We start from the raw sequence: 23868 nt of genomic DNA, 5'->3' as shown, positions 1-23868 counted from the left end.
TGATGGCGGCGTGGCGCACGGCGCATGTGCAGCTTTTGAGCTTTACTGCTTGCCAAGGGACTTCACTGGTGCGGGGGCAAGCCGATGAACAGAGTCTCGCAAGCGGCCGCGTCGGCCCTGGTGCTGCTGGCACTGGGGCTGGGTGGTTGCTCCGGGCGGCTGGAACATGAGGCCATCGTCAGCAAGAACAGCGAGCCGCAGGCTGGCGAGCTGTTGCAGAGCAACGTCGACCGCATGGCGACCCTGGCCATGCGCGATAACCTGTCCAGCCTCTATCAGCTGATGGGCAAGCTGTATCAGCGCAACCCCCGCGAATGGCGCAAGACCGGCCTGCCCAGCCGGGAGGCGGCGGAACAGGCCATTCACCAGGCCATCGAACTGAACCAGCCACTGCCGCAACTGGGCGGCAGACGCGACGTGGCGGCGTTGAGCTACGCCTTGAGCGCGGACTTCCAGGGAGACCGGGTCGGTGCCTTCGTCTATGCCCTGGGCAGCATGCTGGTGACCGCGCATGGCGGGCGCACCGAGTTCTACCTGAGTGATTCGCTCGACCCGCAGTTTGTCTTCAACGCCTCGCGCAATGTCGAGAAGGCGGCCTGGATGCTGGCCCAGCGCCGCGATGCCGAGGGGCAACCGCTGCTGCTGTCCAACGAGGGGAGCAACCTCAGCTATGCGGTGGAGTTCGGCAAGATGACCGCGCGCCTTGATCTGCTCGCCCACGTGCTGGAGGAACGCTACCGGCGCATCGGGGTGAACTACGCCCACGGCCTGTTGTTCCTCAACTTCCTGCCGGTGCAGTGACCAGGCAGTCTCTGCTTGAGTGCATGGACAACTTGCCACTAATCTGCCGCCGCGCTCAGGGACGAACGCAAGTGGTGGATTTGCGCCTCGTGTAGTCCCGACGCACCGGGCTGCGCCCGGCACCAACCATCATCTAAAGGATTGCCCCATGCGTCGTTTGCTTTGCCTTTCGCTGTTTTCCCTGATCCTCACGGGCTGCGCTTCCTCTGCCAAGATCGAAGGCATGACCGTTGCCGAGACCCAGGCTCGCGCCAATAGTTACGCCCCCGCTCTGCAGGACAACCTGCAGCTGAGCGAAGTCAAGGGTGGCCAGGAAACCAACCCGATGTGGACCTCCGAAATTGGTGGTCAGGAGTTCCAGGCTGCGCTGCAACAGTCCCTCGGCAATGCAGGCCTGTTGAGCGCTGGCGACAAGGCGCCCTACTCTCTGCGCGCCAACCTCGTCCGCGTCGATCAGCCGATGTTCGGGCTGGACTTCGAAGTGACCAGCGAGGTCGAGTACACCCTGGTGGACAATGCCACCGGCAAGGAACTGCTGCGCGAGACCCTGCGTACTCCGTTCACCGCCGGCGTGGGCGACGCTTTCATTGCCGTGAAGCGCCTGCGCCTGGCCAACGAAGGCTCCGCTCGCGAGAACATCTCCGCGCTGCTCAAGCGCTTGAGCGAATTGAACATCGAGGCCAAGCAGGTTTCGCTGAGTCAGTGATCCATCGACAAGGGTGAGGCTTGCCTCACCCTTGCTCCTGCGCGTCGCCTCCTATTCCTCCCACTTGCGCAGTATCTTCTCCAGCTCACCGCTGGCGCGCACCTTGTCCAGCGCCGCGTCGAACTGCCTGGCACGCTGGCTGTCACCCTTGGCAAAGGCCACATAGCGCGGCATTTCCACCAGCGGTGTGGGCAGCAGGCGCACGCTACTGTGGGCCCGTTGTTCCTGTATGAAATAAAGCAGCTGGGTGCGGTCACCGACGATGATGTCGATGCGCCCCGCCAGCAGCATGGACACCAGCTGGCGTGGGTTCTGCGCGCTGGTATCACGGCGCAGTTCAGCCTTGTCGAAGTTGGACTCGTAGGCGTAACCGCGTACTTGCCCGATGACGAACGGGGTGAAATCGTCCAGGGTCTTCCAGTCCTTGAGGCTGATCTTGTGGCTGGTCATGAATACAGTGGAGCCGGTGCGGATCGGCCCGGCCAGTTCGTACTGGGCCTTGCGCTCGGGCGTGCCGGCGAACTGGAAGGCCATCTCCACCTCGCCGCGATCGAGCATGCGTTTGACCCGTTCCCAGGGGTAGAGGCGCAGCTGGTAGTCGATGGCGCCCGCCTGCATGATCGCCTGGATCAGTTCGACATCCACCCCGCGCGGGGTGTCGTCGTCGATGGTCACGAAGCTGTAGGGGGCGAACTGCTCGTCGCCGACCACGCGCCAGGTTTCGGCGGTGGCAAGAGCGCTGAACAGTACCAGGAGAAGAAGCGGCAGGCTGCGCATGTGGACCTCCCAGGCGGTAGGCGTCCGTTTCTTTCAGCCTAGCGGCCCGGGAAGGATTTGCCTCTGCGATCGTGCAGCGACTGCCCGCACTCTGCTGACGACACCGGCGAGGTGCCGGTAATGACGAGGAGGTCATCATGCCCAATATCAGCAAAGAGAATATCGAGCAGCTCAAGCAGGCCGGTTGGGTCGAGCACTATTCCGGGCTGCCGGCGGACCTGTATTTCTCCACGCGTGGTGCTGACGAACCGTGGAGTGACAAGCCGCATCTGCATCTGAACTACGCGATGGACGGCAGCCTGCAGTCGCTGACCTGGAAAAACGGCGACGGCCAGAACAGCTATTTGTACCGGCAAGGCAACTGGCTGGCTTTCGGTGGCGTACCGGAGGTGCTCAAGAGCCAAGCCGAATGGCTGAAGGCCAACCTGAAGTAAGGCGTGCGGCCCGGCCTTGTGCCGGGCCGTCTCGCTTCAGACCTTGCGTACGAACTCGGATTTCAGCTTCATCGCGCCGATGCCATCGATCTTGCAGTCGATGTCGTGGTCGCCGTCGCACAGGCGAATGTTCTTCACCTTGGTGCCGACCTTGACCACCAGCGACGAACCCTTGACCTTGAGGTCCTTGATCACGCTGACGCTGTCGCCGTCCTGCAGTACGTTGCCCACCGAATCCTTGATCACCCGCTCGCCGTCGCCAGCCTCGGCAGCCGCGCCCGGAGACCACTCGTGGGCACACTCCGGGCAGACCAGCTGGGTGCCGTCCTCGTAGGTGTATTCGGAGTTGCACTTAGGACAGGGGGGCAAGGTGCTCATGGTGGTGCCTCGTTCGGAGCGAAAAGGCGCGCATTGTATAGGGTTTTAGCGGTGGGAGGGTGTTTGCTGCCGGGCCGCATCAACGCCGCTCAGGGAGCCTGGTGGGTGCGCGCGAGGATGGCCTCGTTGAATGCCTTGACCACCTGATGAGGCACATCGCGGGAGAACATCAGGTACATGGGTTCGTGTGGCTGCTCGCTGACAGTCCTCAAGCGCAACGGTTGGCCCCCGACGGCCTGTTGGGCCTGAGCCACGCTGATTTCCACCAGGTAGCCGTCGATGCGCTGGGCCGCCAGCAATTGGTGCAGTTGCTGATCCCAGCGTACTTCCAGGTGCCGGGTTGGCGCAGCTTGTGGACGCACCAGTGGTTCCAGGGTGCCGTAGTTGAAGCCGCGGATCAGCCCGAGCACGCGCCGTTGGCCGTTGCTCCGTGGTTCAGCCAGCCAAGCCGCCAGTGACAGCTCATGCATCGGTTGCTGCGGCTGCTCCTGCGGAGCTCTTACCACCAGTACCATTTGCTCGTAACGATACGGCTGGCTGAACTGGGCATAGGCCTCGCGCTCGGCGCTGCGGCTGGCACCGTAGAGCATGTCCAGCTGGCCACTCTTGAGAAGTTGCAGTGCGCGTACCCAGGGCGTTTCCACGAAGATCAGGGTGCAGCCGGCGGCAGTGGCCAGTTCCTGCATCAGTTGATATTCGCTGCCGGTGAGTTGGTCGTCCTGACGGTGAATGAGCGGGAACCACTCCTCCCAGCCAACCCTGAGCTGGCAGGGGATGGCCATGTTTGGCAGGGTCAGGCAAAGGACGAGGAGGGAAATCGATCGGAGCATGGCTAAACACTGCAATGGGAGGAGTCCATTGCAGTGTAGGCCTGGTGTCACAGCGTGGCGGGGTTGCCGGCGTTGCTCAGGCGGCGCGCCTGCTTGAGGTAAAGCGTCAGTTCGCGGGCGGGCAGCGGCTTGCTGTACAGGTAGCCCTGACCCTCGTTGCAGCCCTGGGCGATGATGTAGGCCTCTTGCTCGGACGTCTCCACGCCCTCGGCGATGACCTGCATGCCCAGGCTCTTGCCGAGCTGGATGATGGCCCGAACGATGGTCGCATCGTCCTCGTCATCGAGCAGGTCCTGGACGAAGCTCTTGTCGATCTTGATCTTGTCCAGCGGCAGGCTCTTCAGGTAACTCAGTGAGGAGTAGCCGGTACCGAAATCGTCGATGGCGATCAGCGCGCCCGCGCGGCGCAGGCTGAGCAGGTGCTGGGCGGCGGTGCTGATGTCTTCCATTAGGCCGGTTTCGGTGACTTCCAGTTCAAGGCTGCGCGACGGCAGGCGATAGACCTGCAGCAGGTTGCTGACCATGCGCGGCAGCTCGGCATGGTGCAGCTGAACAGTCGACAGGTTGACTGCCATGCGCAAGTCGCTGAAGCCCTGGTCATGCCATTCGCGCAGCTGGCGCAGGGACTGATCGAGTACCCATTCGCCGATGGCGATGATGGTGCCGTTCTGCTCGGCCAGCGGGATGAACAGGTCGGGCGGTACGAAGCCGTGTTGCGGGTGTTGCCAGCGAATCAGCGCCTCGACGCCGACCACGCGGTGGTCGGCATAGTCGATCTGCGGCTGGAACACCAGGTGCATCTCGTTGCGGTTGAGGGCCTCGCGCAGCTCCTTCTCCAGCTCGCGACGGCGGCGCATCTCGCTGTCGACGCTGGCGATATAGAACTGGTAGCGGTTGCGCGAGCGGCTCTTGGCCAGGGTCATGGTCTGTTCGGCTTTCTGCAGCAGCTTTTCGGTGCTGTCGCCGTCTTCCGGGAACAGGGTGATGCCGATCGTGGCGCGCAGGCGCACTTCCTGCTGTTCCAGGGCGAAGGGCGCTTCGAGGCTGTCGAGGATGCTCTGTGCCAGCTCGGCGGCTTCATAGGGCTGCTCGATGTCGGCCTGGACCAGGGCGAACTGGTCGCCGCCGAGGCGGGCCAGAGCGCCGAGACGGCCACTGTGGCTGCGCAAACGGTCAGACAGGGCCAGCAGCAGCTGGTCGCCGGTCTGGTAGCTGAACTGTTCGTTGATGCCCTTGAAGTCGTCCAGGCCGACGCACAGCACGGCCACTCGGCGCTGCAGGCGACCGGCGTCTTCGAGAATCTGGTCGAGCTGCTGCTGCAACTGCATGCGGTTGGGCAGGCCGGTGAGGAAGTCGTACTGCGACATGCGCAACAGGCTGTTTTCCGCCTCGCGGCGCAGGTGGGTGTTGCGTTCGATGGAAGCGAGCAGGTCGTTGGCGGTGTTGATCCACAGCCCCAGTTCGTTCTTCTCGTTGCCCTTGAGCATCGGCAGCTTGTGCTCGCTGGGGCGGTCCGGGTTGATGTCGCTGAGGTACTCGATGATCTTCGACAGTGGCTTGGTCAGCAGCCAGTGGTAGACCATGTAAAGCACCAGGGCCATGGCCAGGGCCCGCAGCACGCCGGAGACGAAGATGATCACCGAGGTGGTGATGAAGTTTTCGCCGTAGCTGGCGGTATCCAGGGTAATGGTCAGGTCGCCGTAGTATTCGCTGTACGGGCCCTTGCCAACCAGTTGGGTGGTGAAGGTCTGTTCCTTGCCGAGAATCGGGTCGGTGATCCAGCGGCTGGCTGAGGGGGTGAGTTCGCGCGAGCGCTCGGCGAGCATCGGCTCGTTGGGGTGGCCGATGGCGGCGTAGCGCACGGCTTCATGCTGGAAAAGGCCTTCGATGACCTGCATGCCCATCTCGCGATCAAGGCTGTAGACGGCCTGGGTCGAGGGGTCGCGGAACATGCCAAGGATGCGCTGGGCGTCGTTGGCCACGGCCTGCCGTGTCTTGTAGATGTCGAAGACAATCTGCCCGCAACTCAGTACTACCCCGACCACCAATGCCGACAGCAGGACAACACGTAGCAGTTTTAGCGACAGGCTGTTTTTCAGGTCCAGCTTCAAATGCGTATTCCTTGTTCGCCGCCGGAGGCATATGACCGATGTGAGTATTGGCAAATGAGCGTGAGCCGTCAAAGGGCCATTACGTCACCGCTGCATTTTTTTGAGCACAGACGCTATTGCCGGTGTCTGCGCTGGGGCATTTGGTTTGCCCGGGCGGACCGACGGTCGCATGAATGCAAAAGCCCGGCGCAGGGCCGGGCTTTTGTGTGGAACGGTCAGGCGACTCAGGCGGCGAAGTTCTTTGCCACGAAGTCCCAGTTGACCAGGTTCCAGAACGCCTCGACATACTTCGGACGCAGGTTGCGGTAGTCGATGTAGTAGGCGTGTTCCCACACGTCGCAGGTCAGCAGCGGGGTGTCGCCGCTGGTCAGCGGGCAGCCGGCACCGATGGTGCTGGCCAGGGCCAGGGAGCCGTCAGCCTTCTTCACCAGCCAGCCCCAGCCGGAACCGAAGGTGCCGATGGAGACCTTGCTGAACTCTTCCTTGAACTTGTCGAAGGAACCGAAGGTGGCGTTGATGGCGTCAGCCAGGGCGCCGGTCGGCTGGCCACCGCCGTTCGGCGACAGGCAGTTCCAGTAGAAGGTGTGGTTCCAGATCTGCGCGGCGTTGTTGAACACGCCACCGGAGGAAGTCTTGATGATCTCTTCCAGGCTCTTGCCTTCGAACTCGGTGCCCGGCACCAGGTTGTTCAGGTTCACCACGTAGGCGTTGTGGTGCTTGCCATGGTGGAACTCCAGGGTCTCGGCGGACAGGTGCGGCTCGAGGGCGTTCTTCTCGTACGGCAGCGGCGGCAATTCGAAAGCCATGGTCTATCTCCTCATCAGGTCGGGATATGTGCGACTAGCGCAGGCCGTTCACGGGGCGGCCGGAATACGGGCGGCGACGAGTTTGTACTCTTTAAGTGTGCCGCGAGGCCGGGATCATAGCACCCGACCCCGGCCTTATCCACGCAGCAACTGTGTGGAAAAGCCTATGCCAGCAGGCTTCAGGCGAGCTTGAGGAGGACCACCCCGAGAGCGATCACGGCACAGGCGAGCAGGCGCATGGGCGGCATCGCCTCCCTGAGCAGCAGCCAGCCGATCAGCAGGGCGAACAGCACGCTGCTCTCGCGCAGCGCCGAGACCGCGGCCACCGGCGCCTGGGTGGTGGCCCAGATCACCAGGCTGTAGGCCAGCATCGACATGGCACCGCCGCCCAGGCCACCGCGCCAGTGCGGGCCGAGCCGGAGGAAGATGCGCGGACCGCTGCGCAGGGTGATCAGCAGCGTCGCCACCAGGCCGTTGACCACGAACAGCCACAGCGCATAGCCGATCGCATCGCCATTGCTGCGTGCGCCGAGGGCGTCGGCCAGGGTGTAGCCGGCGATGCAGGCGGCGGTGGCGAGGGCATTCAGCAGCAGCGGGCCGTTGAGCGAGGCATGGGCGTGGCCGCCGCGCCAGGCCATCAGCCAGATGCCGGCGACCAGCACCAGCAGCGCCGCCCACTGCGCCGGTTGCAAGAGGTCGCCGGCCAGCAGTGCCAGCAGGGCGACCAGCAGCGGCGAACTGCCCCGGGCGATGGGGTAGACTTGCGACAGGTCGCCGTGCTGGTAGGCGCGCGTGAGGAACAGGTTGTAGCCGACGTGGAGCAGTGCGGAGAGGCCGATGAAAGGCCAGGCGACGGGCTGCGGCAGGCTGAAGAAAGGCAGGGCGGGCAGGGTCACGCAGGCGGCGCCGATCTGGATCAGCGAGGCGGTCAGGTAGCGGTCCAGGCCGATCTTCAGCAGGGCGTTCCAGCCTGCATGCAGCGCGGCGGCGGCCAGTACCAGGACAAATACCGTCGAATCCACGCGCCGCTCCCTATCCCCGCTCAGAGCGCCGCAGCATAGCGCTGCGGCGCCTGCGCGGTCATGTGCCGGGGGCGTGCAGCACCAGTTGCGCCGCCACCGCGAACATCATCGCCGCCACCGCCAGGTCGAGCAGGCGCCAGGTGGCCGGGCGCGCCAGCCAGGGTGCAAGCCAGGCGGCGCCCAGGGCCAGGGTGAAGAACCAGATCAGCGAGGCGCTGGCCGCGCCCAGGGCGTAGGCGCCGGGCACCGGCTGCTGGGCGCCGAGGGAGCCGATCAGCAGCACGGTATCCAGATAGACGTGCGGGTTGAGCAGGGTCACCGCCAAAGCGGCGAGCAGCACCGCACGGCGCGAGCGCGGGCCGCTGTCCTGCTGCTGCAGGGCCTGCGGCCGGATGGCCCGGCGCAGCGCCTGCACGCCCAGCCAGAGCAGGAAGGCGGCGCCACCCCAGCGCGCCACAGCCAGCAGTGTCGGATTCTGTGCCAGCACCGCCGCCAGGCCGAACACCCCGGCGGCGACCAGCAGCGCGTCGCACAATACGCACAGTGCCGCCACCGGCAGGTGGTGTTCGCGGCGCAGGCTCTGGGCCAGGACGAAGGCATTCTGCGCGCCGATGGCGATGATCAGGCCGGCCGCCACCAGCAGGCCGTTGAGGTAGCTCTGCCACATCTCAGCAGCCCTCTGCGGCCAGGCGCTGCAGCCTGGCCAGGGCGCGCTCGGCATCGGCCTCGGCGACGAACAGGTGGTCGTGGTGGAAGCCGGCGATCACGTTGCAGCTGATGCCCTCGCCGGCCAGTGCCTTGGCGAAGGCGGCGGTAAGGCCGACAGCGGCCAGCGAGGAATGCACCTCGAGGGTGATCCAGGCGGCCAGGTAGTCGTAGGCCAGGCCCAGGCGCTCGGCTTCCTCGCGGGCCAGGATCAGGGTGGTGCCTTCGGCTTCACGGAAGCTGCCGAGTGCGGTGGCGACCTGCACCACGGTGGGCTGTGACACGCTGCAGAACACGAAGCTGCCGGGGTTGAGGCGTGGCGACAGGCTGGCGAGCAGGCGGCTCAGGTTGGTTTCGCCGGTCATGGCGGAGTCCTTGTTGGGGTTGTGATGCTGGCCAGTCTGGGGATTGCCTGTGTATAAGAAAAACAAATCGTGCTGATCTCTCATTAGGAAATCTTATGTTCGACTACAAGCTGCTGGCGGCCCTGGCCGCCGTGGTGGAGCAGGGCGGCTTCGAGCGCGCGGCGCAGCTGCTTGGTTTGTCGCAGTCGGCGGTGTCGCAGCGGATCAAGCTGCTCGAGGCACGGGTCGGCCAGCCGGTGCTGCTGCGCGCCGCGCCGCCGGCCCCCACCGAGATCGGTCGGCGCCTGCTCAACCACGTGCAGCAGGTGCGCCTGCTGGAGCGCGACCTGCAGGGCCAGGTGCCGGCCCTGGCCGAGGACCAGCCGGCCGAGCGCCTGCGCATCGCCTTGAATGCCGATAGCCTGGCCACCTGGTGGGCTCCGCTGATGGGCGAATTCGTCGCCGAACACCGTCTGCTGCTGGACCATGTGGTGGATGACCAGGACGTCGGCCTCAAACGCATGCGCGCCGGCGAGGTGGCTGGCTGCGTGTGCGCCGCCGAACGCCCGGTGGCCGGTGCCCGTGCTCTGCCTTTGGGGGCGATGCGCTATCGTGCACTGGCCAGCCCGGCCTTCGTTGCCCGGCATTTCGCCGCGGGTGTCGACGGCGCGGCGCTGGCGCGAGTGCCGTCGATCGTGTTCGGCGCGGACGACCAGCTGCAGCACCGCTTCCTCGCCGGCCTCGGCGTCGGTGGCGGCTTCGCCCACCACCTGTGCCCCTCCTCGGAAGGCTTCGTGCGTCTGGCCTGTGCCGGGCTCGGCTGGGGCATGGTGCCGGAGCTGCAGGTTCGCCAGCAGCTGGCCAGCGGAGAACTGGTCGAGCTGCTGCCGGAGCGGCCGCTGGACGTGCCGCTGTACTGGCATCACTGGCGCAACGGCGGCGAGCTGCTGGCCAGCCTGACCCGTCACCTGGAGCGTGGCGTGGAGGCGTGGCTGGTATAGGGGGGCGGATGGCCTGCTCCCTCTCCCTTTGGGAGAGGCTTGGGGTGAGGGAGCTATAGGCGGCTCGGTGCAGCCTGGAAACCCCTCACCCTATGCGGGCCGCCCTGGACTCTCTCCCTGGGGGAGAGGGGAGGTCAGGTCGTAGCCCGGATGTAATCCGGGAACGGAGCGCCCCGGATTGCATCCGGCTACATCGGCAGGTTTGGCCGAGCTGTCTAGAGCTGGAACTGCGCCACCAGCCGCTCCTGGCTGCCGGCCACCTTGCGCAAGTGTTCGCCGCAGTCGCGGGTGTGCGCAGCGGTGCGGCGGTTCTCGGCGGTCATGTCGTTGAGCCGGTGCATGTGCTGGGTGACCTCCTGAGTAGTGGCCGCCTGCTGCTCGGCCGCCGCGGCGATCTGGAAGGCCAGGGCGTGGACGTCCTGCAGCGAGTTGTCGAGCTGGCTCAGGTTGCCCAGCACGGCCTGGGTCTCCACTTCCAGCGCACGTGCCTGGGTGCTGGAACCCTGCATCCGGATCTGCGCCTCGTCGGAGGACTGTCCGAGCGCTTCGACGATGGCGACGATTTCCTCGGTGGCCTGGCGGGTCTTCTGCGCCAGGTTGCGCACCTCGTCGGCGACCACGGCGAAACCCCGCCCGGCCTCGCCGGCGCGTGCTGCCTCGATGGCGGCGTTGAGCGCGAGGAGGTTGGTCTGTTCGGCGATGGCACGGATCACCGCCAGCACGCTGCCGATCTGCTGGCTGTCGCCGGCCAGGTGCTGCACCACCTGGTCGGCCTCGCGCAGGCCGGCGAGCAATTGGTCCTGCTGGCCGATCATGCGCTGCAGGCTGCCCTGTACGGTGGTGAAGGCCTCGCGCGCGGCGGCGCTGCCGTCGGCGCTCTGGCTGGCGCTGCTGGCGATTTCCTGCACGGTGGCGGCCATCTGGTCGACGGCGCTGACCACCAGCTCCAGCGCCTCCTGCTGCTGGTCGAGGCTGCTGCTGGTCTGGCCGGCGGCGCCGAGGATGTCGCCACTGGCATCGCCCACCGCCTGGCTGGCCTGGCGCAGGCGCTGCACCACATCACGCCAGGCGCGTGCCATCTCGTGCAGGGCCTGCATCAGGCCAGCCTGGTCGGTACTGTCGCCACTCAGGCGCAGTTCACCGGCGGCCAGGCGTCGTGCCAGTTCAGCCATCTGCCGCGGCTCGCCGCCCAGCGGCCGCATCACGCTGCGGCTGACCAGCCAGGTGGCGATGGCCACACCGACGATGGTCAGGCCGACCAGCAGCAGGACCTGCCACATCAGCGCGCGTACCGGGGCGAAGGCCTGGTCCTGATCCATTTCCGCGATCAGCGCCCAACGCTGATCATCCAGCTGCAGCGGCACGAAGGCCTTGAGCGCGGCCTGGCCATTTAGCCCTGCTTCGGCAACGCGGCCCTGCTGTCCGGCCAGGGCTTGCGCGATGGCGGCTCCGGGAAGGGGAGCCGTGCGGCTATCGTCGCGTGCCACTGTGTGGTCATCGAAGCGTATCGAGTCTGAACGCAGGTGGCCGTCGGGGCCGACCAGATAGGTCTCTCCCGCCTCGCCCAGGCCCTGGCGAGCCTGCATTACCCGGTTCAGCTCGGCCAACGGCAGCTCCAGGACCAGCAGCAGTTGCAGTTCGCCCTCGTCGAGGACAGGTGCGGCGAGAAACTGGCTGGGTTCGGCCCCGGTTTGGCTCACCGCGAGGTCACCGATCTGTACCCGGCCGCTGTCCAGGCCGGCGCGCACAACGCGGCCGAGCGGGGTATCACGCCAGGCGGCCTCGCCCAGGTTCTGCTGGTAGTCGCTGCCGCGCTGCAGGCTGAACAGCACCTGGCCCTCCTTGCTCACCAGTTTCAGTTCGCTGTAGCCGAAGGTCTTGGCGAAGTTTTCGAAGATCGGCTTGTCATAGTTGGCGGTGCTGACCAGGGCCACGCCGTCCAGTCCGGCATAACTGGTGCCCAGATTGCTGGCCAGGGTGCTGAGCTGGTTGTGGCGGGCTTGCCAACTGTCCTGCAGTTGCTGTTGTTTGATATTTGCAACGGCTTCCAGGGCATTCAGGGCCTGTTCCTGAAGCGCCAGGCTGGCCTGGCGATACACCGTGACCGCCATGGCCAACACCGGAATTAGGCCGATCAGCAGAAAGCTGACAGCGAGTTTTACGCGCAACGGCATGTCCTGAGACTCCGCGTGTAGATGGGTGACAGGGTTCTTGGGCGTAAAAAATTCTGCAAGAAGCGTGCAAATTGCTTTACGACTATCAGCATAGTCAACCGTGCGCGTCCGCAAGGACGTGCATTTGGCCGCTACGGCAAGCGGCATGGGGGCTGCCTGCTGCTAGAGTCGCAGTCACAACAAGAATTTGGGGGAGTCGCGCAATGAAGATTCTGGTAACGGGGGCGAGCGGTTTCATTGGTGGCCGCTTTGCCCGTTTCGCCTTGGAACAGGGCCTGACGGTGCGGGTCAACGGGCGCCGCCCCGAAGCGGTGCAGCATCTGACCAAGCGGGGGGCCGAATTCGTCCAGGGCGACCTGAGCGACCCGGACCTGGTCCACAAGCTCTGCCGCGATGTGGAAATGGTGGTTCACTGTGCCGGCGCCGTGGGCACCTGGGGCACTTACCAGCACTTTCACCAGGCCAATGTGGTGGTGACCCAGAATGTCATCGAGGGCTGCCTGGGCCAGCAGGTGCGGCGTCTGGTGCATCTGTCCTCGCCGTCGGTGTACTTCGATGGCAAGGCCCATGTCGGCCTGCGCGAAGAGCAGGTACCGAAGCGCTTCGTCGATCATTACGGCGCCACCAAGTTCCTGGCCGAGCAGAAGGTCATGGAGGCCCAGGAGTTCGGCCTGGAGGTGATCGCCCTGCGTCCGCGCTTCGTCACCGGAGCCGGTGACACCAGCATCTTCCCGCGGCTGATCGAGATGCGCCGGAAGGGCCGCCTGATGGTGATCGGCGACGGCCTGAATAAGGTCGACTTCACCAGCATGCAGAATCTCAACGATGCCCTGTTCAGCAGCCTGCTGGCGGCCGGTCCGGCGCTGGGCAAGGTGTACAACATCAGCAATGGCGCGCCGGTACCGCTGTGGGATGTGGTCAACTTCGTGCTGCGTCAGTTCGGCCTGCCGCCGGTGAGCAAGCACATGCCGTTCGGCCTGGCCTATGCCGCGGCGACCCTCAACGAGACGGTGTGCAAACTGCTGCCGGGGCGCCCGGAGCCGGCGCTGTTCCGGCTCGGCGTGGCGGTGATGGGGCGCGATTTCTCCCTCGACATCTCACGTGCCCGCCAGTACCTGGACTACGACCCGCAGGTGCCGATCTGGACCGCGCTGGAGGAGTTCTGCACCTGGTGGAAAGTGCAGGGTCGCTGAGCCTGCCTGCAACGGCGACCTATACTGGCTGGTAAAGCCAGCGAGGAAGTCCGCCATGTTCGCCGTGATGGAGAGCGCCCGGCTCGAAGCGCTGCACCTTGCCCAGGATCCTGCTACCGGCCTCAAGGCCATCATCGCCATCCACAGCACTCGCCTCGGTCCGGCGCTGGGTGGCTGCCGCTACCTGGCCTACTCGGACGACGACAGCGCCATCCGCGATGCCATCCGCCTGGCCCAGGGCATGAGCTACAAGGCCGCGCTGGCCGGCCTGGCACAGGGCGGCGGCAAGGCGGTGATCATCCGCCCGTCGCATGTCGACAATCGCGGCGCCCTGTTCGAGGCCTTCGGCCGCATGATCGAGTCGCTCAACGGCCGCTACATCACCGCCGTCGACAGCGGCACCTCCAGCGCCGACATGGACTGCATCGCCCAGCAGACCCAGCATGTCACCAGCACCACGGCCGCTGGCGATCCCTCGCCGCATACGGCCATGGGGGTGTTCGCCGGCATCCGTGCCACTGCCATGGCGCGGCTTGGTAGTGACGATCTGCAAGGCCTGCGGGTGGCCGTGCAGGGCTTGGGCAACGTCGGTTTCGCCCTGGCCGAGCAGCTGGCTGCGGCTGGCGTCGAGCTGTTCGTCAGCGACCTCGACCCCGGGCGCGTGCAGCTGGCGGTCGAACAGCTTGGTGCCCACCCGGTGAGCAGCGAGGCGCTGCTGGCGACCCCCTGCGACATCCTCGCGCCCTGTGGCCTGGGCGGCGTGCTCAATGCGCAGACGGTGGGCGAGCTGCATTGCGCCGCGGTAGCCGGCTCGGCCAACAATCAGCTGGCCGGCAGCGAGATCGCCGATGCCCTGGAGGCGCGCGGCATCCTCTACGCCCCGGACTACGTGATCAACTCCGGCGGCCTCATCTATGTTGCCCTCAGGCACCGGGGCGAGGAGCTGCCGGCCATCACCGCCCACCTGACGCAGATCGGCCGGCGCCTGACCGAGGTCTATGCGCATGCCCAGGCCGAGAAGCGTTCGCCGGCCCGGGTGGCCGATACGCTGGCCGAACGCCTGCTCTACGGTGCCGGTTAATGGCGACACCATGCCCAGCAGGCGGGCGAAGATCGCTATCTGGCCCGGTGCAGTGTCGAGACAAGCGGCTAGCGCGGGTGTGAGGAGGGCGTGGGCATTGCCCGGATGAATCGCCGAATGACCAGCCGAGGCTGAACCGGGCAGATCATTCGGCGACCTCTGTCAGTCGCTTTCGCTCTGCTCCAGCTCGGACAGGGCGTCAGGCTGGTTCTTGAAGGCCTTGGCGAAGGTATCGCGGTTCTTGGCCATGAAGATGCCGAGCTCTTCCACTTGCTCCTCGCTGAGCGAGGGTACCGCCTTGTGCAGGGCCTCGGACAGCGCCTCGGCCAGCTCCAGCATCTTGTCATAGCGATCGGCTTCGGCCTTATCCATGAACAGGCGCTCCGGATCGCGACTGCTGCGGTACACCACTTCGACGGCCATTCATCACCTCATTCCCATAGCTGGTTGGTATGTATGGATATACAGTAATTGCTCGGGCGGTCGCCTGGCAAGTCCGGCGAGCGAGTGCAGGTGCACGGGCTGGCCCTCATCCTGCATAGCCGTTGTCATGCAAGTGGTCCAGCATGACCGCAATCCACTGTCAGGAGAGCACCGTGAGTTACCCCCGTATCGAAGCCATGCGCGCAGGCATGCATGCCATCGCCCAGTCCTTTGGCAACCTGCTGGTCGAGTCCTTTCACTATCTGGCGCTGTTTGCCATCGGCGGTATCACCGCCTGGGCATCGGTGGTGGCTTTCCTCGGCATGCTGGAGAAGGGGCAGGTTGAGGTAGACGACATTCTGCTGCTGTTCATCTACCTCGAGCTGGGTGCCATGGTGGGCATCTATTTCAAGACCAATCACATGCCGGTGCGCTTCCTGATCTACGTGGCCATCACCGCGTTGACGCGCCTGCTGATTTCGGACGTGTCGCACCACCACCGTCCGGATATGGGGGTGGTCTATGTGTCCGGTGCCATCCTGTTGCTGGCCGTGGCCATTCTGGTGGTGCGTTTCGCCTCGTCGCGTTTCCCGTCGGTGCAGGCACCTGCGCGCGGAGACGATAGCTGACGCGGGCCAGGACGCTGCGGGCAGGTTCGGGGCTACCGAGGTTGCCGGCTACCGCCCGTGGCGTGCTCAAGATGGACGCGTTGCTCGCAGCAGACCCGGTGCGGCCCCGAAGGCCTGGCGGAAGCGATTGCTGAAGTGGCTGGCGCTGGCGAAGCCGCAGGCCAGGGCGATCTCGCCGAGCGGCATGTCACTGTGCAGCAGCAGTTCGCGGGCCCGGCGCAGACGCCGTTGCAGCACGTAGCGGTGCGGCGGCAGGCCGAAGCTGGTGCTGAACATGCGCGCGAAGTGGTATTCCGACAGCGCCGCCAACTGTGCCAGCTCGCCGAGCGCCAGCGGCTGGTCCAGGTGCTGCTCGATGTAGTCCACCAGGCGCCGGCGCAGGTGCGGTGCCAGGCCGCCCTTGAGTTTCAGGCCCTGGCGCTGGCCGACCTGGGTCAGCAGCACATGGTCGATCATCGCGTGGGCCAGGCTGCTGGTCAGCAGGCGTTCGCCCGGCTCGTCCCAGTTCAGCGTTACCAGCTGGCGGAATTGCGCAGCCAGCTGCGGGTCTTCGAGGAAGGTGCTTTCGCGCAGCTGCAGCTCGCGCGGCTCGCGGTCGAGCAGGGCGACGGCGCTGGCGGCGAAGCGCTCGGGGCTGACATACAGGTGCGCCAGGCGGATGTCGCCGTTGATCACCCAGGATGACTCGTGCCCGGCCGGCAGCACGCACAGCTTGTCCGGCGCGCCTTTGGCGCCGGGGCGCTCGCGGCGGAAGGTCCCGGTGCCGCCGGCCAGGTAGCAGGACAGCGTGTGGTGGCTGGGGCCCTGGTAGTCGCGGGCGTCGTGGTGGTTGCTCCACAGCGCCGCGGCCAGCTCGTCGCCCAGCTCGGCACCGCGCAGCAGGCGCGCATGGGGCGAGCTGCTGAGCGACTGGAAGACCAGGTTGTGTTCGAGTGCGGCCATGGAACGGACATCGACTGAAGGGATGGCTGTCATCCTACTCCTGCGACACCGGCCTGCCAGGGGGCGGCAACAGATAAGCGCAAGTTTGTGCAAGCGCGCGGGCGTGGCCGGGGCGGAGACTGGCCGGGTCAAGGAGCCCTGCCATGAACCTGTCGCTGTACCTGCTCACCGTCCTGATCTGGGGCACCACCTGGATCGCCCTCAAGCTGCAACTGGGTGAGGTAGCCATCCCGCTGTCGATCGCCTACCGCTTCAGCCTGGCCGCCGCCGTGCTGTTCGCCATCCTCCTGCTCAGCCGCCGTCTGCAGCCGCTCGACCGGCGCGGCCAGCTGCTGTGCCTGGCGCAGGGGCTGTGCCTGTTCTGCGTCAACTTCATGTGCTTCTACACGGCCAGCCAGTGGATCCCCAGCGGCCTGGTGGCGGTGATCTTCTCCACCGCCACGCTGTGGAATGCGCTCAATGCGCGCGTCTTCATGGGCCGGCGGATCGCCGCCAACGTGCTGGCCGGCGGCGCCCTGGGGTTGCTCGGCCTGGGCCTGCTGTTCTGGCCGGAACTGGCGCACCACGAGGCCAGCCGCGAGACGCTGCTGGGCATCGGCTTGGCCGTGCTCGGCACCCTGTGCTTCTCCGCCGGTAACCTGCTGTCCAGCCTGCAGCAGCAGGCCGGCCTCAGGCCGCTGACCACCAACGCCTGGGGCATGTTCTACGGCGCCTTGCTGCTGCTGGCTTACTGCCTGGTCAGCGGTGTGCCGTTCACGTTCGAGGCCAATACGCGCTACATCGGCTCGCTGCTGTACCTGGCGATTCCCGGCTCGGTGATCGGCTTCACCGCCTACCTGACGCTGGTCGGGCGCATGGGGCCGGAGCGCGCGGCCTACTGCACCGTGCTGTTCCCGGTGGTGGCGCTGAACATCTCGGTGTTCGTCGAGGGCTACCAGTGGACGCTGCCGGCGCTGCTCGGCCTGGGCCTGGTGATGCTCGGCAACGTACTGGTATTCCGCCAGGCGAAGCCGGTGGCGCCTGTCGCCGCGCCGGGGCGCGCCTAGTCCGGCCAGTGCCAGGGCGGCGCGTCGAGCATGCCCTGGCCCTGGATGGCGGTCTGCCCCAGGCTCTTGTCGAGGACGATGGAGTGGCACTCCGGGTGCTGCTCCAGCGCGGCGATCAGTCGGCTGGCGTGCGACACCACCCACACCTGGGTATGCCGCGAGGCCTCGATGATTAGCCGGGCCAGCGCCGGCAGCAGGTCGGGGTGCAGGCTGGTCTCGGGTTCGTTGAGCACCATCAGTGACGGTGGCCGTGGAGTGAGCAGGGCGGCTACCAGCAGCAGGTAGCGCAGGGTGCCGTCGGACAGCTCGGCGGCCGACAGCGGGCGCAGCAGTCCCTCCTGGCGCAGGGCGACGCTGAAGCGCCCGCCCGGCTGGCAGTCGATGCCCAGCTCCGAGCCGGGGAAGGCATCGGCGATGGCACGCTCCAGCGCCTGGCGGTCGCCGATCTCGCGGATGGTCTGCAGCGCGGCGGCCAGGTCGCGGCCATCGTGGTGCAGCACCGGCGTGCGGGTGCCGAGCTGTGGCTGGCGTGCCGGCGCCTCGGCGTCGGTGCGGAAGTGGTCGTAGAAGCGCCAGCGGCGGATGGTCTCGCGCAGCTGGAATACCTCGGGACAGCCGGGGTCGTTGCCGATCTGGTCGAACAGGCTGTCGTAGCTCGGCAGGTGCTGGGCCAGCACCTGCCAGCTGCGCCCCTCGCGCTGGCGCACCATGGGGCCTTCGCGGTCCACCAGCAGGGCTGCCGGGCGGTAGCAGGGCCCGGCCCAGATGCACTCGCGCTTGATCTCCGGGTCGAGGGCGAAGGCCGAGTGCGAGGGTGTCGGCAGGCCCAGGGAGATTGCGTAGCCGAAGTCCTCGCCGGCGAAGCCCAGGCGCAGGCGCACCACCTCGCTGCGCGGGCCGCCCTGGACCGGCACCTCGCCATTGCGCATACGTCGGCTGATCTGCTCTGGCCCGGCCCAGATGGTCGACTCCAGGCCGCCGTCGCGGGCCAGCGCGTTGATCACCCCGCCACGCGCCGTTTCGGCCAGCAGGCGCAGGGCGCGGTACAGGTTGGACTTGCCGCTGCCGTTGGCGCCAGTGATCAGGTTCAGCCGGCCGAGCGGCATCACCAGGTTGTTGATGGAGCGGTAGTTGCCGACGGCGAGGGTATGCAGCATGAGAGTCGTCCTGACCTGAGGCGGCCTATGCTAGCGCGACTCGTGCCTCGATACGCAGCGCCCCCTGGGGTTCGCTGGCGGCGTAGCTGAGCAGCTGCAGCTCGCGTACCGGCAGCGCCAGCGGCGGGCAGTCGCGCAGCGCGCGGGTGTGCTGCTGCCAGGTCGCGCGTGCCACCGCGCGGCGGTACAGGCCCACGGTCAGGTGCGGCGCATAGGGGGCCTGGCGCACTTCCGGCGCGAGGTCGGCCAGTGTGCCGCGCAGTCGGTCGAGGTGGCCGTGTTCCTGCACCGCGAGGAAGGCGGCGCTGGTGAAGCTGTCGAGGTCGCCGATGTGCAGCTCGAATGCCGGCTGGCGCAGCGCCGCTAGGGCGCGACATTGGGCGTCCAGCACTGCGGGCGCGATATCGTCGTTGTGCACGGGCTGCGGGGTGGCGAAGCCACAGACGAACAGGGTGATGTGCGCCTGGCGCGCGCCAGGCGCATGCAGCCAGTCACCCAGGCAGCTACGCGCCGCCTGCAGGCGTTGCAGCACCGCCGGGCAGTCCACCGGGATCGACCACAGCCAGTAGCGTGCGCGGCCGCGGTGCCAGTCCGGGTGGTCGCGCAGCGTGCAGGGCAAGGTGGCGGCGGGCGCCCGCGCGACGTCGGAGAAGCGCATCAGTCGCCGCGGCGCCCCAGGTGCAGGACCAGCGCCAGGGCCGTCGGGTAGCAGAGGTAGTGGAAGAAGAACAGCAGCTGGCCCATGTCGCCCGGCTCGTCCTTCAGCCACATCAGGGCGAAGATCAGCAGGTAGATCGCCCCCAGCGCGGCGCCGTACAGAGCCGTCAGCGCCCAGCGCTCGGCGATCTGCAGCGGGCGCTGCTCCAGCCAGACGAACAGGCCGCGCAGGGCGAAGGCGCTCAGAGTGGCGGCGATCAGCGTAGCCGGCAGGCCGCCGATCTTCAGCGGTACGCGCAGCAGCACGTTGCTGGCGAAGGCGATGGCGACCGTGGCGAGCACGTAGCCGTAGAGGGGAAAGCGACGTGTCATGGCCGTCCGCTCACAGAGGGGTATCGAGGCCGAAGCGCTTGCTCAGCATGCGCTCCATCAGCCGGCGCGGCAGCAACTGCTGGAGCAGCGGCAGGCGGCGGCTGCCGTTGCCGATACGCAGCAGGGCCGGGCGTTCGGCCCGGGCCACGGCAGCCAGCAGGGTGGCGGCGAACTGGCTGGCCGGCGTGGGTTTTTCCTGCGAGGCATTGGCGCGGGCGCGAATGCCTTCGCGCACCGGCCACCAGGGCGACTGCTCGCTGACCAGCTGCTCGGCGCTGTGGCTGGCGTTGGCGCCGAAGCTGGACGCGATGGCCCCCGGCTGCACCTCCATCACCTGAATGCCGAAGGGTGCCAGCTCCATGCGCAGGGCGCCGGACAGCGCGTGCACGGCGGCCTTGGAGGCGCAGTAGGCGCCGGCGAAGGGGGTGATCAGGACGCTGGAGATGCTGCCGATGTTGATCACCAGGCCACGGCTGGCGCGCAGCAGCGGGAAGCAGGCGCGGGTCAGCTCGACCAGGCTGAACACGTTGGTCTCGAACTGTTGGCGCATGCCCGCCGCGCCGCCGTCGAGCAGCGGGCCCATGGCACCGTAACCGGCGTTGTTGATCAGCACGTCGAGGCGCCCGGCCTCGGCCTTCACCCGCTCGCTGGCGCGGGCGATATCCTCGGCATCGTTGACGTCCAGCTTCACCGCGGTGAAGCCGGCGGCGTTCAGTGTCTCCAGGTCGGCACCCTTGCGCGCGGCGGCGAACACCCGGTAGCCGGCGCCCTTGAAGGCATCGGCGAGGGCGCGGCCGATGCCGCTGGAGCAACCGGTGATCAGGACGACGGGCTGGGTCATGGGCGTTCCTTGTCTGGCGCGTGAAGGAGAGTGCCGATCATAACCAGTCGCGGCGCCGGCGTGCCGGCTGATCAGTCTTCTGCATGATCGCGCAGGAACACCAGGCTGTCCGGCTTCGACTGTTCGGCGCTGTAGCGGTAGCCCTGGTAATCGAAGGCCTTGAGCTGCTCGGGATCGCGGATGCGCTCCTTGATCACGTAGCGCGCCATCAGGCCGCGGGCCTTCTTGGCGTAGAAGCTGATGATCTTGTACTGGCCGTTCTTCAGGTCCTTGAACTCGGTGTCGATGATCCGGGCGTTCAGGGCCTTGCGCTTGACCGCGCCGAAGTATTCGTTGGACGCCAGGTTGAGCAGGATGTCGTCGCCCTGGGCGGCCAGCGCCTCGTTCAGCCAGCCGCTGATGCGTTCGCCCCAGAATTCGTAGAGGTTGGCGCCGCGGGCATTGGCCAGCTTGGTGCCCATCTCCAGGCGGTAGGGCTGCATCAGGTCCAGCGGGCGCATTACGCCATACAGGCCGGAGAGCATGCGCAGGTGCGCCTGCGCAAAGTCGAAGTCCTCTTCGCTGAAGTCCTCGGCGGCCAGGCCGGTATAGACGTCACCTTTGAACGCCAGCAGCGCCTGCTTGGCGTTGGCCGGCGTGAAGTCCGGTTGCCAGCTGCCGTAACGCGCCACGTTGAGCGCGGCGAGCTTGTCCGACAGGTGCATCAGCTCGCCGATCTGTTGCGGGCTCATCTGGCGCAGCTGGCCGATCAGCTCCTGGGCATGGTCCAGGTGTTGCGGCTGGGTGAAGCGCGCGGTGGCCGGCGGGGTGTCGTAGTCCAGGGTCTTGGCGGGGGAAATCACCAACAGCATCGAATCGTCTCCAGAAAGCGTGGCGCGATTCTAGGCCGGATGCCCGGCAGGGCTCCAGCTATGGCGTTCATAGGGTGGCGACGGGGAGGCAGGACTTCCGAATGTAACGGTGCAGGTGGAGGGCGCCAAGCGTTATTCGTCGAGCCGATAAAAAAGCGTCGTGAGGCAGAAAAAGTTCTTTTTTCTGTCATCCAGATTGGGGTATTAAAAAAGCAGACCGCCGAACCCTGCAGCACAGGTGGCGGCCATCGGCCATCACCTTTGCTGGCGAATCCCGCACCGTTCGGGAGGTGGGCGGTCCTCCGCGGCGGAGCGCTGTAGAGACTCCGTCGTCCAGGCCCCTCGATAAGGTGACCGAGTATGGATGATCACGGACGCACCCGCTCCACCCAGCCCACCCTCTACGTCCTCGACACCAACGTCCTGATCCACGATCCCAACGCGCTGCTGAATTTCCAGGAACACCACGTCGCCATCCCCATGACCGTGCTGGAGGAGCTGGACAAGCTCAAGACCGGCAAGCACACGGTCGCCGCCGAATGCCGCCAGGCCATCCGCCTGATCGACCAGACGCTGGGCGAGGCCAGCCCCGAGGAGGTGGAGCAGGGGGTGCCGATTCGCCGCGGCAAGAACGAGCCCAAGGGCACCCTGTCGATTCTCATGAGCAAGCGCGCGGAGCCCATCACCTGGCTGCCCGAGCACCTCAACGACAACAAGATCATCAACCAGCTGGTGGAACTGCAGAGCCGGCGCAGCGGCTCGCCCGTGGTGCTGGTGACCAAGGACATCAACATGCGCCTGAAGGCGCGCGCCTGCGGCATCTCCGCCGAGGACTACCACACCGACCAGCTGGTGGACGACGTCAACCTGCTGTCGCGCGGCTACCACAACCTCTCCGGCTCCTTCTGGGACCGCGTCGCCAAGGTCGAGACGCGCCAGGGCCACGGCCGCACCTGGCACCAGGTGCAGCTCACCGACAACCTGCCGGCGGTGCACATCAACGAGTTCATCGTCGATGAGCAGGGCTTCGTCGGCTGGGTCAAGGGCATCCAGGGCAGCAGCCTGACCATCCTCGACCTGCATCAGGAACCCTTGCTGCATCAGGAAGCCTGGGGCCTGCGCCCGCGCGACCTGTACCAGTCGCTGGCGCTGTACGCGCTGCTCGACCCGGACATCCACCTGGTCAACCTGTCCGGTGCCGCCGGCTCGGGCAAGACCATCCTAGCGCTGGCCGCGGCCATCGAGCAGACCATGGTCAGCAAACGCTATCGGCGCATTATCGCCACCCGCAGCGTGCAGGGCCTCGACGAGGACATCGGCTTTCTGCCCGGTACCGAGGCGGAGAAGATGGAACCCTGGCTGGGCGCCATCACCGACAACCTGGAGGCGCTGCACTCGGACGACGAGAGCACCCACGGCAGCGTCGACTACATCCTGCAGAAGGTGCCGCTGCAGTTTAAGTCGCTCAACTACATCCGCGGGCGCAGCTTCCAGCACAGCCTGATCCTGATCGACGAGTGCCAGAACCTCACCCCGCACCAGATGAAAACCATCATCACCCGTGCCGGCAGCGGCTCCAAGGTGATCTGCCTGGGCAACCTGGCGCAGATCGATACGCCTTACCTGTCCGCCACCAGCTCGGGCCTGACCTACCTCACCGAGCGCTTCAAGGACTTCGAGCACGGCGTGCACATCACCCTGCAAGGGGTGCCGCGCTCGGTGCTGGCCGAGTACGCCGAAGCACACATGTAAACGCGGCAGCCGCCCGCTCCTCCGACCGGAGGAGCGGCGCGGGCGCGCGCGCGGCGTAGCGGCGGCGTTACAATGCGCGCATCTACCCCGGAGCCAGACCGTGCTGACCCATCTCGATTCCCAAGGCCGCGCCAACATGGTGGATGTCACCGACAAGGCGGTGACCTCCCGCGTGGCCGTGGCCGAAGCCCGCGTGCGCATGCTGCCCGCCACCCTGGCGATGATTGCCGATGGCAGCCATCCCAAGGGCGACGTGTTCGCCGTGGCGCGCATCGCCGGCATCCAGGCGGCGAAGAAGACCTCCGATCTGATCCCGCTGTGCCATCCGCTCATGCTCACCAGCGTCAAGGTCGAGCTGCAGGCCGAAGGTATCGACTGCGTGCGCATCGTCGCGCGCTGCAAGCTGGCCGGGCAGACCGGCGTGGAGATGGAGGCGCTGACCGCCGCCAGTGTCGCCGCGCTGACTATTTACGACATGTGCAAGGCCGTGGACCGCGGCATCTGCATCGAGGCCGTGCGCCTGCTGGAGAAGTCCGGCGGCAAGAGCGGCGATTACCATCTGGACTATCACGAGGCAGGGAGCCTGACATGATCCGCGTACAGTATTTCGCCCGTTACCGAGAGGTGTTGGGCATCGAGGGCGAGCAATTGCAGCGTGCCGCGCTGAGCAACCTGGAACAGCTGCGCGAGCATCTGCAGAGCCGTGGCGGCGTGTGGCAGGTGCTGGCCGAGCAGAACCTGATGTGCGCGCGCAACCAGGAACTGTGCAGCCTGGACACCGAAATCGCCGACGGTGACGAGATCGCTTTCTTCCCGACCGTAACGGGAGGTTAGG

General features: G+C 66.4%; 27 protein-coding genes. 11 read left to right on the top strand and 16 right to left on the bottom strand.

Going from position 1 to position 23868, the window contains the following annotated elements; all coding sequences use genetic code 11:
- Positions 1-84 precede the first annotated feature (84 nt).
- Together ACOAPY_RS16495 and ACOAPY_RS16490 are read left to right on the top strand one after the other, a co-directional pair.
- A complete protein-coding gene (locus tag ACOAPY_RS16495) occupies positions 85-801 on the top strand; it encodes a hypothetical protein (protein ID WP_076579765.1) in 717 nt (238 codons plus the stop codon).
- Positions 802-949: 148 nt separating this feature from the next.
- A complete protein-coding gene (locus ACOAPY_RS16490; RefSeq protein ID WP_465154040.1) occupies positions 950-1507 on the top strand; it encodes a hypothetical protein in 558 nt (185 codons plus the stop codon).
- Positions 1508-1558: 51 nt separating this feature from the next.
- Here ACOAPY_RS16490 and ACOAPY_RS16485 read toward each other — a convergent pair whose 3' ends face one another.
- On the bottom strand, positions 1559-2284 hold the full coding sequence (locus tag ACOAPY_RS16485) for a substrate-binding periplasmic protein (RefSeq protein ID WP_465154039.1): 726 nt from the start codon (positions 2282-2284) through the stop codon (positions 1559-1561).
- A 137-nt stretch (positions 2285-2421) separates the two neighbouring features.
- Between ACOAPY_RS16485 and ACOAPY_RS16480 the strand changes: the two genes are divergently transcribed.
- Positions 2422-2718 carry a hypothetical protein gene (locus ACOAPY_RS16480; protein WP_076579761.1) on the top strand — a complete coding sequence of 99 codons (297 nt, stop codon included), beginning with the start codon at positions 2422-2424 and terminating at the stop codon, positions 2716-2718.
- A 36-nt stretch (positions 2719-2754) separates the two neighbouring features.
- Here ACOAPY_RS16480 and ACOAPY_RS16475 read toward each other — a convergent pair whose 3' ends face one another.
- The 7 genes from ACOAPY_RS16475 to ACOAPY_RS16445 all read right to left on the bottom strand — a co-directional run bounded on the left by ACOAPY_RS16475 (position 2755) and on the right by ACOAPY_RS16445 (position 8935).
- Positions 2755-3096 (bottom strand): zinc ribbon domain-containing protein YjdM, encoded by a 342-nt coding sequence (locus tag ACOAPY_RS16475; protein WP_076425563.1) that lies wholly within the window; start codon positions 3094-3096, stop codon positions 2755-2757.
- Positions 3097-3185: 89 nt separating this feature from the next.
- A complete protein-coding gene (locus tag ACOAPY_RS16470; protein ID WP_465154038.1) occupies positions 3186-3926 on the bottom strand; it encodes a substrate-binding periplasmic protein in 741 nt (246 codons plus the stop codon).
- A 47-nt stretch (positions 3927-3973) separates the two neighbouring features.
- Complete coding sequence (locus tag ACOAPY_RS16465; protein ID WP_465154037.1) at positions 3974-6037, bottom strand: putative bifunctional diguanylate cyclase/phosphodiesterase; 2064 nt, start codon at positions 6035-6037, stop codon at positions 3974-3976.
- A 224-nt stretch (positions 6038-6261) separates the two neighbouring features.
- Complete coding sequence (gene sodB, locus ACOAPY_RS16460) at positions 6262-6843, bottom strand: superoxide dismutase [Fe] (RefSeq protein WP_021701119.1); 582 nt, start codon at positions 6841-6843, stop codon at positions 6262-6264.
- A gap of 179 nt (positions 6844-7022) precedes the next feature.
- Entirely contained in the window at positions 7023-7865 is an 843-nt protein-coding gene (locus ACOAPY_RS16455) for an EamA family transporter (RefSeq protein ID WP_465154036.1), read from the bottom strand.
- 58 nt (positions 7866-7923) lie between these two features.
- Positions 7924-8532 carry a LysE/ArgO family amino acid transporter gene (locus tag ACOAPY_RS16450; protein WP_465154035.1) on the bottom strand — a complete coding sequence of 203 codons (609 nt, stop codon included), beginning with the start codon at positions 8530-8532 and terminating at the stop codon, positions 7924-7926.
- Position 8533: 1 nt separating this feature from the next.
- Entirely contained in the window at positions 8534-8935 is a 402-nt protein-coding gene (locus tag ACOAPY_RS16445; RefSeq protein ID WP_465154034.1) for an ACT domain-containing protein, read from the bottom strand.
- A gap of 95 nt (positions 8936-9030) precedes the next feature.
- Here ACOAPY_RS16445 and ACOAPY_RS16440 point away from each other — a divergent pair, with 95 nt between their 5' ends.
- Positions 9031-9915, top strand: a complete 885-nt coding sequence (locus ACOAPY_RS16440; protein ID WP_465154033.1) for a LysR family transcriptional regulator ArgP — start codon at positions 9031-9033, stop codon at positions 9913-9915.
- 215 nt (positions 9916-10130) lie between these two features.
- On the opposite strand, the gene ACOAPY_RS16435 is transcribed toward ACOAPY_RS16440, so the two are convergent.
- A complete protein-coding gene (locus ACOAPY_RS16435; protein WP_465154032.1) occupies positions 10131-12089 on the bottom strand; it encodes a methyl-accepting chemotaxis protein in 1959 nt (652 codons plus the stop codon).
- A 203-nt stretch (positions 12090-12292) separates the two neighbouring features.
- On the opposite strand from ACOAPY_RS16435, the gene ACOAPY_RS16430 reads away from it, so the two are divergent.
- Positions 12293-13282 (top strand): NAD-dependent epimerase/dehydratase family protein, encoded by a 990-nt coding sequence (locus ACOAPY_RS16430; protein WP_465154031.1) that lies wholly within the window; start codon positions 12293-12295, stop codon positions 13280-13282.
- Positions 13283-13337: 55 nt separating this feature from the next.
- Positions 13338-14363 carry a Leu/Phe/Val dehydrogenase gene (locus ACOAPY_RS16425; RefSeq protein ID WP_465154030.1) on the top strand — a complete coding sequence of 342 codons (1026 nt, stop codon included), beginning with the start codon at positions 13338-13340 and terminating at the stop codon, positions 14361-14363.
- 162 nt (positions 14364-14525) lie between these two features.
- Here ACOAPY_RS16425 and ACOAPY_RS16420 read toward each other — a convergent pair whose 3' ends face one another.
- Positions 14526-14786: a YebG family protein gene (locus tag ACOAPY_RS16420; RefSeq protein ID WP_076425542.1), complete on the bottom strand. Its 261-nt coding sequence runs from the start codon at positions 14784-14786 to the stop codon at positions 14526-14528.
- 197 nt (positions 14787-14983) lie between these two features.
- Here ACOAPY_RS16420 and ACOAPY_RS16415 point away from each other — a divergent pair, with 197 nt between their 5' ends.
- Positions 14984-15415 carry a phosphate-starvation-inducible protein PsiE gene (locus ACOAPY_RS16415; protein ID WP_143479575.1) on the top strand — a complete coding sequence of 144 codons (432 nt, stop codon included), beginning with the start codon at positions 14984-14986 and terminating at the stop codon, positions 15413-15415.
- A 66-nt stretch (positions 15416-15481) separates the two neighbouring features.
- On the opposite strand, the gene ACOAPY_RS16410 is transcribed toward ACOAPY_RS16415, so the two are convergent.
- The gene (locus ACOAPY_RS16410; RefSeq protein WP_465154029.1) at positions 15482-16357 is read right to left on the bottom strand and encodes a helix-turn-helix domain-containing protein; all 876 of its coding nucleotides are present in this window, start codon (positions 16355-16357) and stop codon (positions 15482-15484) included.
- A 143-nt stretch (positions 16358-16500) separates the two neighbouring features.
- On the opposite strand from ACOAPY_RS16410, the gene ACOAPY_RS16405 reads away from it, so the two are divergent.
- Positions 16501-17403, top strand: coding sequence for a DMT family transporter (locus tag ACOAPY_RS16405; protein WP_465154028.1), 903 nt, complete (start codon positions 16501-16503; stop codon positions 17401-17403).
- On the opposite strand, the gene ACOAPY_RS16400 is transcribed toward ACOAPY_RS16405, so the two are convergent.
- The 5 genes from ACOAPY_RS16400 to yaaA all read right to left on the bottom strand — a co-directional run bounded on the left by ACOAPY_RS16400 (position 17400) and on the right by yaaA (position 21281).
- Entirely contained in the window at positions 17400-18560 is a 1161-nt protein-coding gene (locus ACOAPY_RS16400) for an AAA family ATPase (RefSeq protein WP_465154027.1), read from the bottom strand. The two genes, ACOAPY_RS16405 and ACOAPY_RS16400, sit on opposite strands and share 4 nt — an antisense overlap.
- Positions 18561-18585: 25 nt before the next feature.
- The gene (locus ACOAPY_RS16395) at positions 18586-19218 is read right to left on the bottom strand and encodes a 2'-5' RNA ligase family protein (RefSeq protein ID WP_465154026.1); all 633 of its coding nucleotides are present in this window, start codon (positions 19216-19218) and stop codon (positions 18586-18588) included.
- On the bottom strand, positions 19218-19589 hold the full coding sequence (locus ACOAPY_RS16390) for a hypothetical protein (protein WP_465154025.1): 372 nt from the start codon (positions 19587-19589) through the stop codon (positions 19218-19220). Before ACOAPY_RS16390 ends, ACOAPY_RS16395 begins: the two co-directional genes overlap by 1 nt.
- Before the next feature lie 10 nt (positions 19590-19599).
- Positions 19600-20430 (bottom strand): SDR family oxidoreductase, encoded by an 831-nt coding sequence (locus ACOAPY_RS16385; RefSeq protein WP_465154024.1) that lies wholly within the window; start codon positions 20428-20430, stop codon positions 19600-19602.
- 71 nt (positions 20431-20501) lie between these two features.
- Positions 20502-21281, bottom strand: a complete 780-nt coding sequence (gene yaaA, locus ACOAPY_RS16380; RefSeq protein ID WP_465154023.1) for a peroxide stress protein YaaA — start codon at positions 21279-21281, stop codon at positions 20502-20504.
- Between the two features lie 360 nt (positions 21282-21641).
- Between yaaA and ACOAPY_RS16375 the strand changes: the two genes are divergently transcribed.
- The 3 genes from ACOAPY_RS16375 to ACOAPY_RS16365 all read left to right on the top strand — a co-directional run bounded on the left by ACOAPY_RS16375 (position 21642) and on the right by ACOAPY_RS16365 (position 23867).
- Complete coding sequence (locus ACOAPY_RS16375) at positions 21642-23033, top strand: PhoH family protein (RefSeq protein WP_021701142.1); 1392 nt, start codon at positions 21642-21644, stop codon at positions 23031-23033.
- Positions 23034-23133: 100 nt separating this feature from the next.
- Entirely contained in the window at positions 23134-23625 is a 492-nt protein-coding gene (gene moaC / locus ACOAPY_RS16370; protein ID WP_465154022.1) for a cyclic pyranopterin monophosphate synthase MoaC, read from the top strand.
- The gene (locus ACOAPY_RS16365) at positions 23622-23867 is read left to right on the top strand and encodes a MoaD/ThiS family protein (protein ID WP_076425522.1); all 246 of its coding nucleotides are present in this window, start codon (positions 23622-23624) and stop codon (positions 23865-23867) included. The genes moaC and ACOAPY_RS16365 overlap by 4 nt, the downstream gene beginning before the upstream one ends.
- Position 23868: the final 1 nt, after the last annotated feature.

It is taken from the genome of Pseudomonas stagnisoli (assembly GCF_048595745.1).
Taxonomy (GTDB): domain Bacteria; phylum Pseudomonadota; class Gammaproteobacteria; order Pseudomonadales; family Pseudomonadaceae; genus Aquipseudomonas; species Aquipseudomonas alcaligenes_A.
Note: the sequence above shows the minus strand (reverse complement) of the source record. Positions and strands in the feature narration are given on the sequence as shown.

What these genes read in the sequence shown, in the direction of transcription:
- ACOAPY_RS16495 (WP_076579765.1), top strand. Translation starts at nt 85, where the DNA reads ATGAACAGAGTCTCGCAAGCGGCCGCGTCGGCCCTGGTGCTGCTGGCA.
- ACOAPY_RS16490 (WP_465154040.1), top strand. Translation starts at nt 950, where the DNA reads ATGCGTCGTTTGCTTTGCCTTTCGCTGTTTTCCCTGATCCTCACGGGC.
- ACOAPY_RS16485 (WP_465154039.1), bottom strand. Translation starts at nt 2,284, where the DNA reads ATGCGCAGCCTGCCGCTTCTTCTCCTGGTACTGTTCAGCGCTCTTGCC.
- ACOAPY_RS16480 (WP_076579761.1), top strand. Translation starts at nt 2,422, where the DNA reads ATGCCCAATATCAGCAAAGAGAATATCGAGCAGCTCAAGCAGGCCGGT.
- ACOAPY_RS16475 (WP_076425563.1), bottom strand. Translation starts at nt 3,096, where the DNA reads ATGAGCACCTTGCCCCCCTGTCCTAAGTGCAACTCCGAATACACCTAC.
- ACOAPY_RS16470 (WP_465154038.1), bottom strand. Translation starts at nt 3,926, where the DNA reads ATGCTCCGATCGATTTCCCTCCTCGTCCTTTGCCTGACCCTGCCAAAC.
- sodB (WP_021701119.1), bottom strand. Translation starts at nt 6,843, where the DNA reads ATGGCTTTCGAATTGCCGCCGCTGCCGTACGAGAAGAACGCCCTCGAG.
- ACOAPY_RS16450 (WP_465154035.1), bottom strand. Translation starts at nt 8,532, where the DNA reads ATGTGGCAGAGCTACCTCAACGGCCTGCTGGTGGCGGCCGGCCTGATC.
- ACOAPY_RS16445 (WP_465154034.1), bottom strand. Translation starts at nt 8,935, where the DNA reads ATGACCGGCGAAACCAACCTGAGCCGCCTGCTCGCCAGCCTGTCGCCA.
- ACOAPY_RS16440 (WP_465154033.1), top strand. Translation starts at nt 9,031, where the DNA reads ATGTTCGACTACAAGCTGCTGGCGGCCCTGGCCGCCGTGGTGGAGCAG.
- ACOAPY_RS16435 (WP_465154032.1), bottom strand. Translation starts at nt 12,089, where the DNA reads ATGCCGTTGCGCGTAAAACTCGCTGTCAGCTTTCTGCTGATCGGCCTA.
- ACOAPY_RS16430 (WP_465154031.1), top strand. Translation starts at nt 12,293, where the DNA reads ATGAAGATTCTGGTAACGGGGGCGAGCGGTTTCATTGGTGGCCGCTTT.
- ACOAPY_RS16425 (WP_465154030.1), top strand. Translation starts at nt 13,338, where the DNA reads ATGTTCGCCGTGATGGAGAGCGCCCGGCTCGAAGCGCTGCACCTTGCC.
- ACOAPY_RS16420 (WP_076425542.1), bottom strand. Translation starts at nt 14,786, where the DNA reads ATGGCCGTCGAAGTGGTGTACCGCAGCAGTCGCGATCCGGAGCGCCTG.
- ACOAPY_RS16415 (WP_143479575.1), top strand. Translation starts at nt 14,984, where the DNA reads ATGCGCGCAGGCATGCATGCCATCGCCCAGTCCTTTGGCAACCTGCTG.
- ACOAPY_RS16410 (WP_465154029.1), bottom strand. Translation starts at nt 16,357, where the DNA reads ATGGCCGCACTCGAACACAACCTGGTCTTCCAGTCGCTCAGCAGCTCG.
- ACOAPY_RS16405 (WP_465154028.1), top strand. Translation starts at nt 16,501, where the DNA reads ATGAACCTGTCGCTGTACCTGCTCACCGTCCTGATCTGGGGCACCACC.
- ACOAPY_RS16400 (WP_465154027.1), bottom strand. Translation starts at nt 18,560, where the DNA reads ATGCTGCATACCCTCGCCGTCGGCAACTACCGCTCCATCAACAACCTG.
- ACOAPY_RS16395 (WP_465154026.1), bottom strand. Translation starts at nt 19,218, where the DNA reads ATGCGCTTCTCCGACGTCGCGCGGGCGCCCGCCGCCACCTTGCCCTGC.
- ACOAPY_RS16390 (WP_465154025.1), bottom strand. Translation starts at nt 19,589, where the DNA reads ATGACACGTCGCTTTCCCCTCTACGGCTACGTGCTCGCCACGGTCGCC.
- ACOAPY_RS16385 (WP_465154024.1), bottom strand. Translation starts at nt 20,430, where the DNA reads ATGACCCAGCCCGTCGTCCTGATCACCGGTTGCTCCAGCGGCATCGGC.
- yaaA (WP_465154023.1), bottom strand. Translation starts at nt 21,281, where the DNA reads ATGCTGTTGGTGATTTCCCCCGCCAAGACCCTGGACTACGACACCCCG.
- ACOAPY_RS16375 (WP_021701142.1), top strand. Translation starts at nt 21,642, where the DNA reads ATGGATGATCACGGACGCACCCGCTCCACCCAGCCCACCCTCTACGTC.
- ACOAPY_RS16365 (WP_076425522.1), top strand. Translation starts at nt 23,622, where the DNA reads ATGATCCGCGTACAGTATTTCGCCCGTTACCGAGAGGTGTTGGGCATC.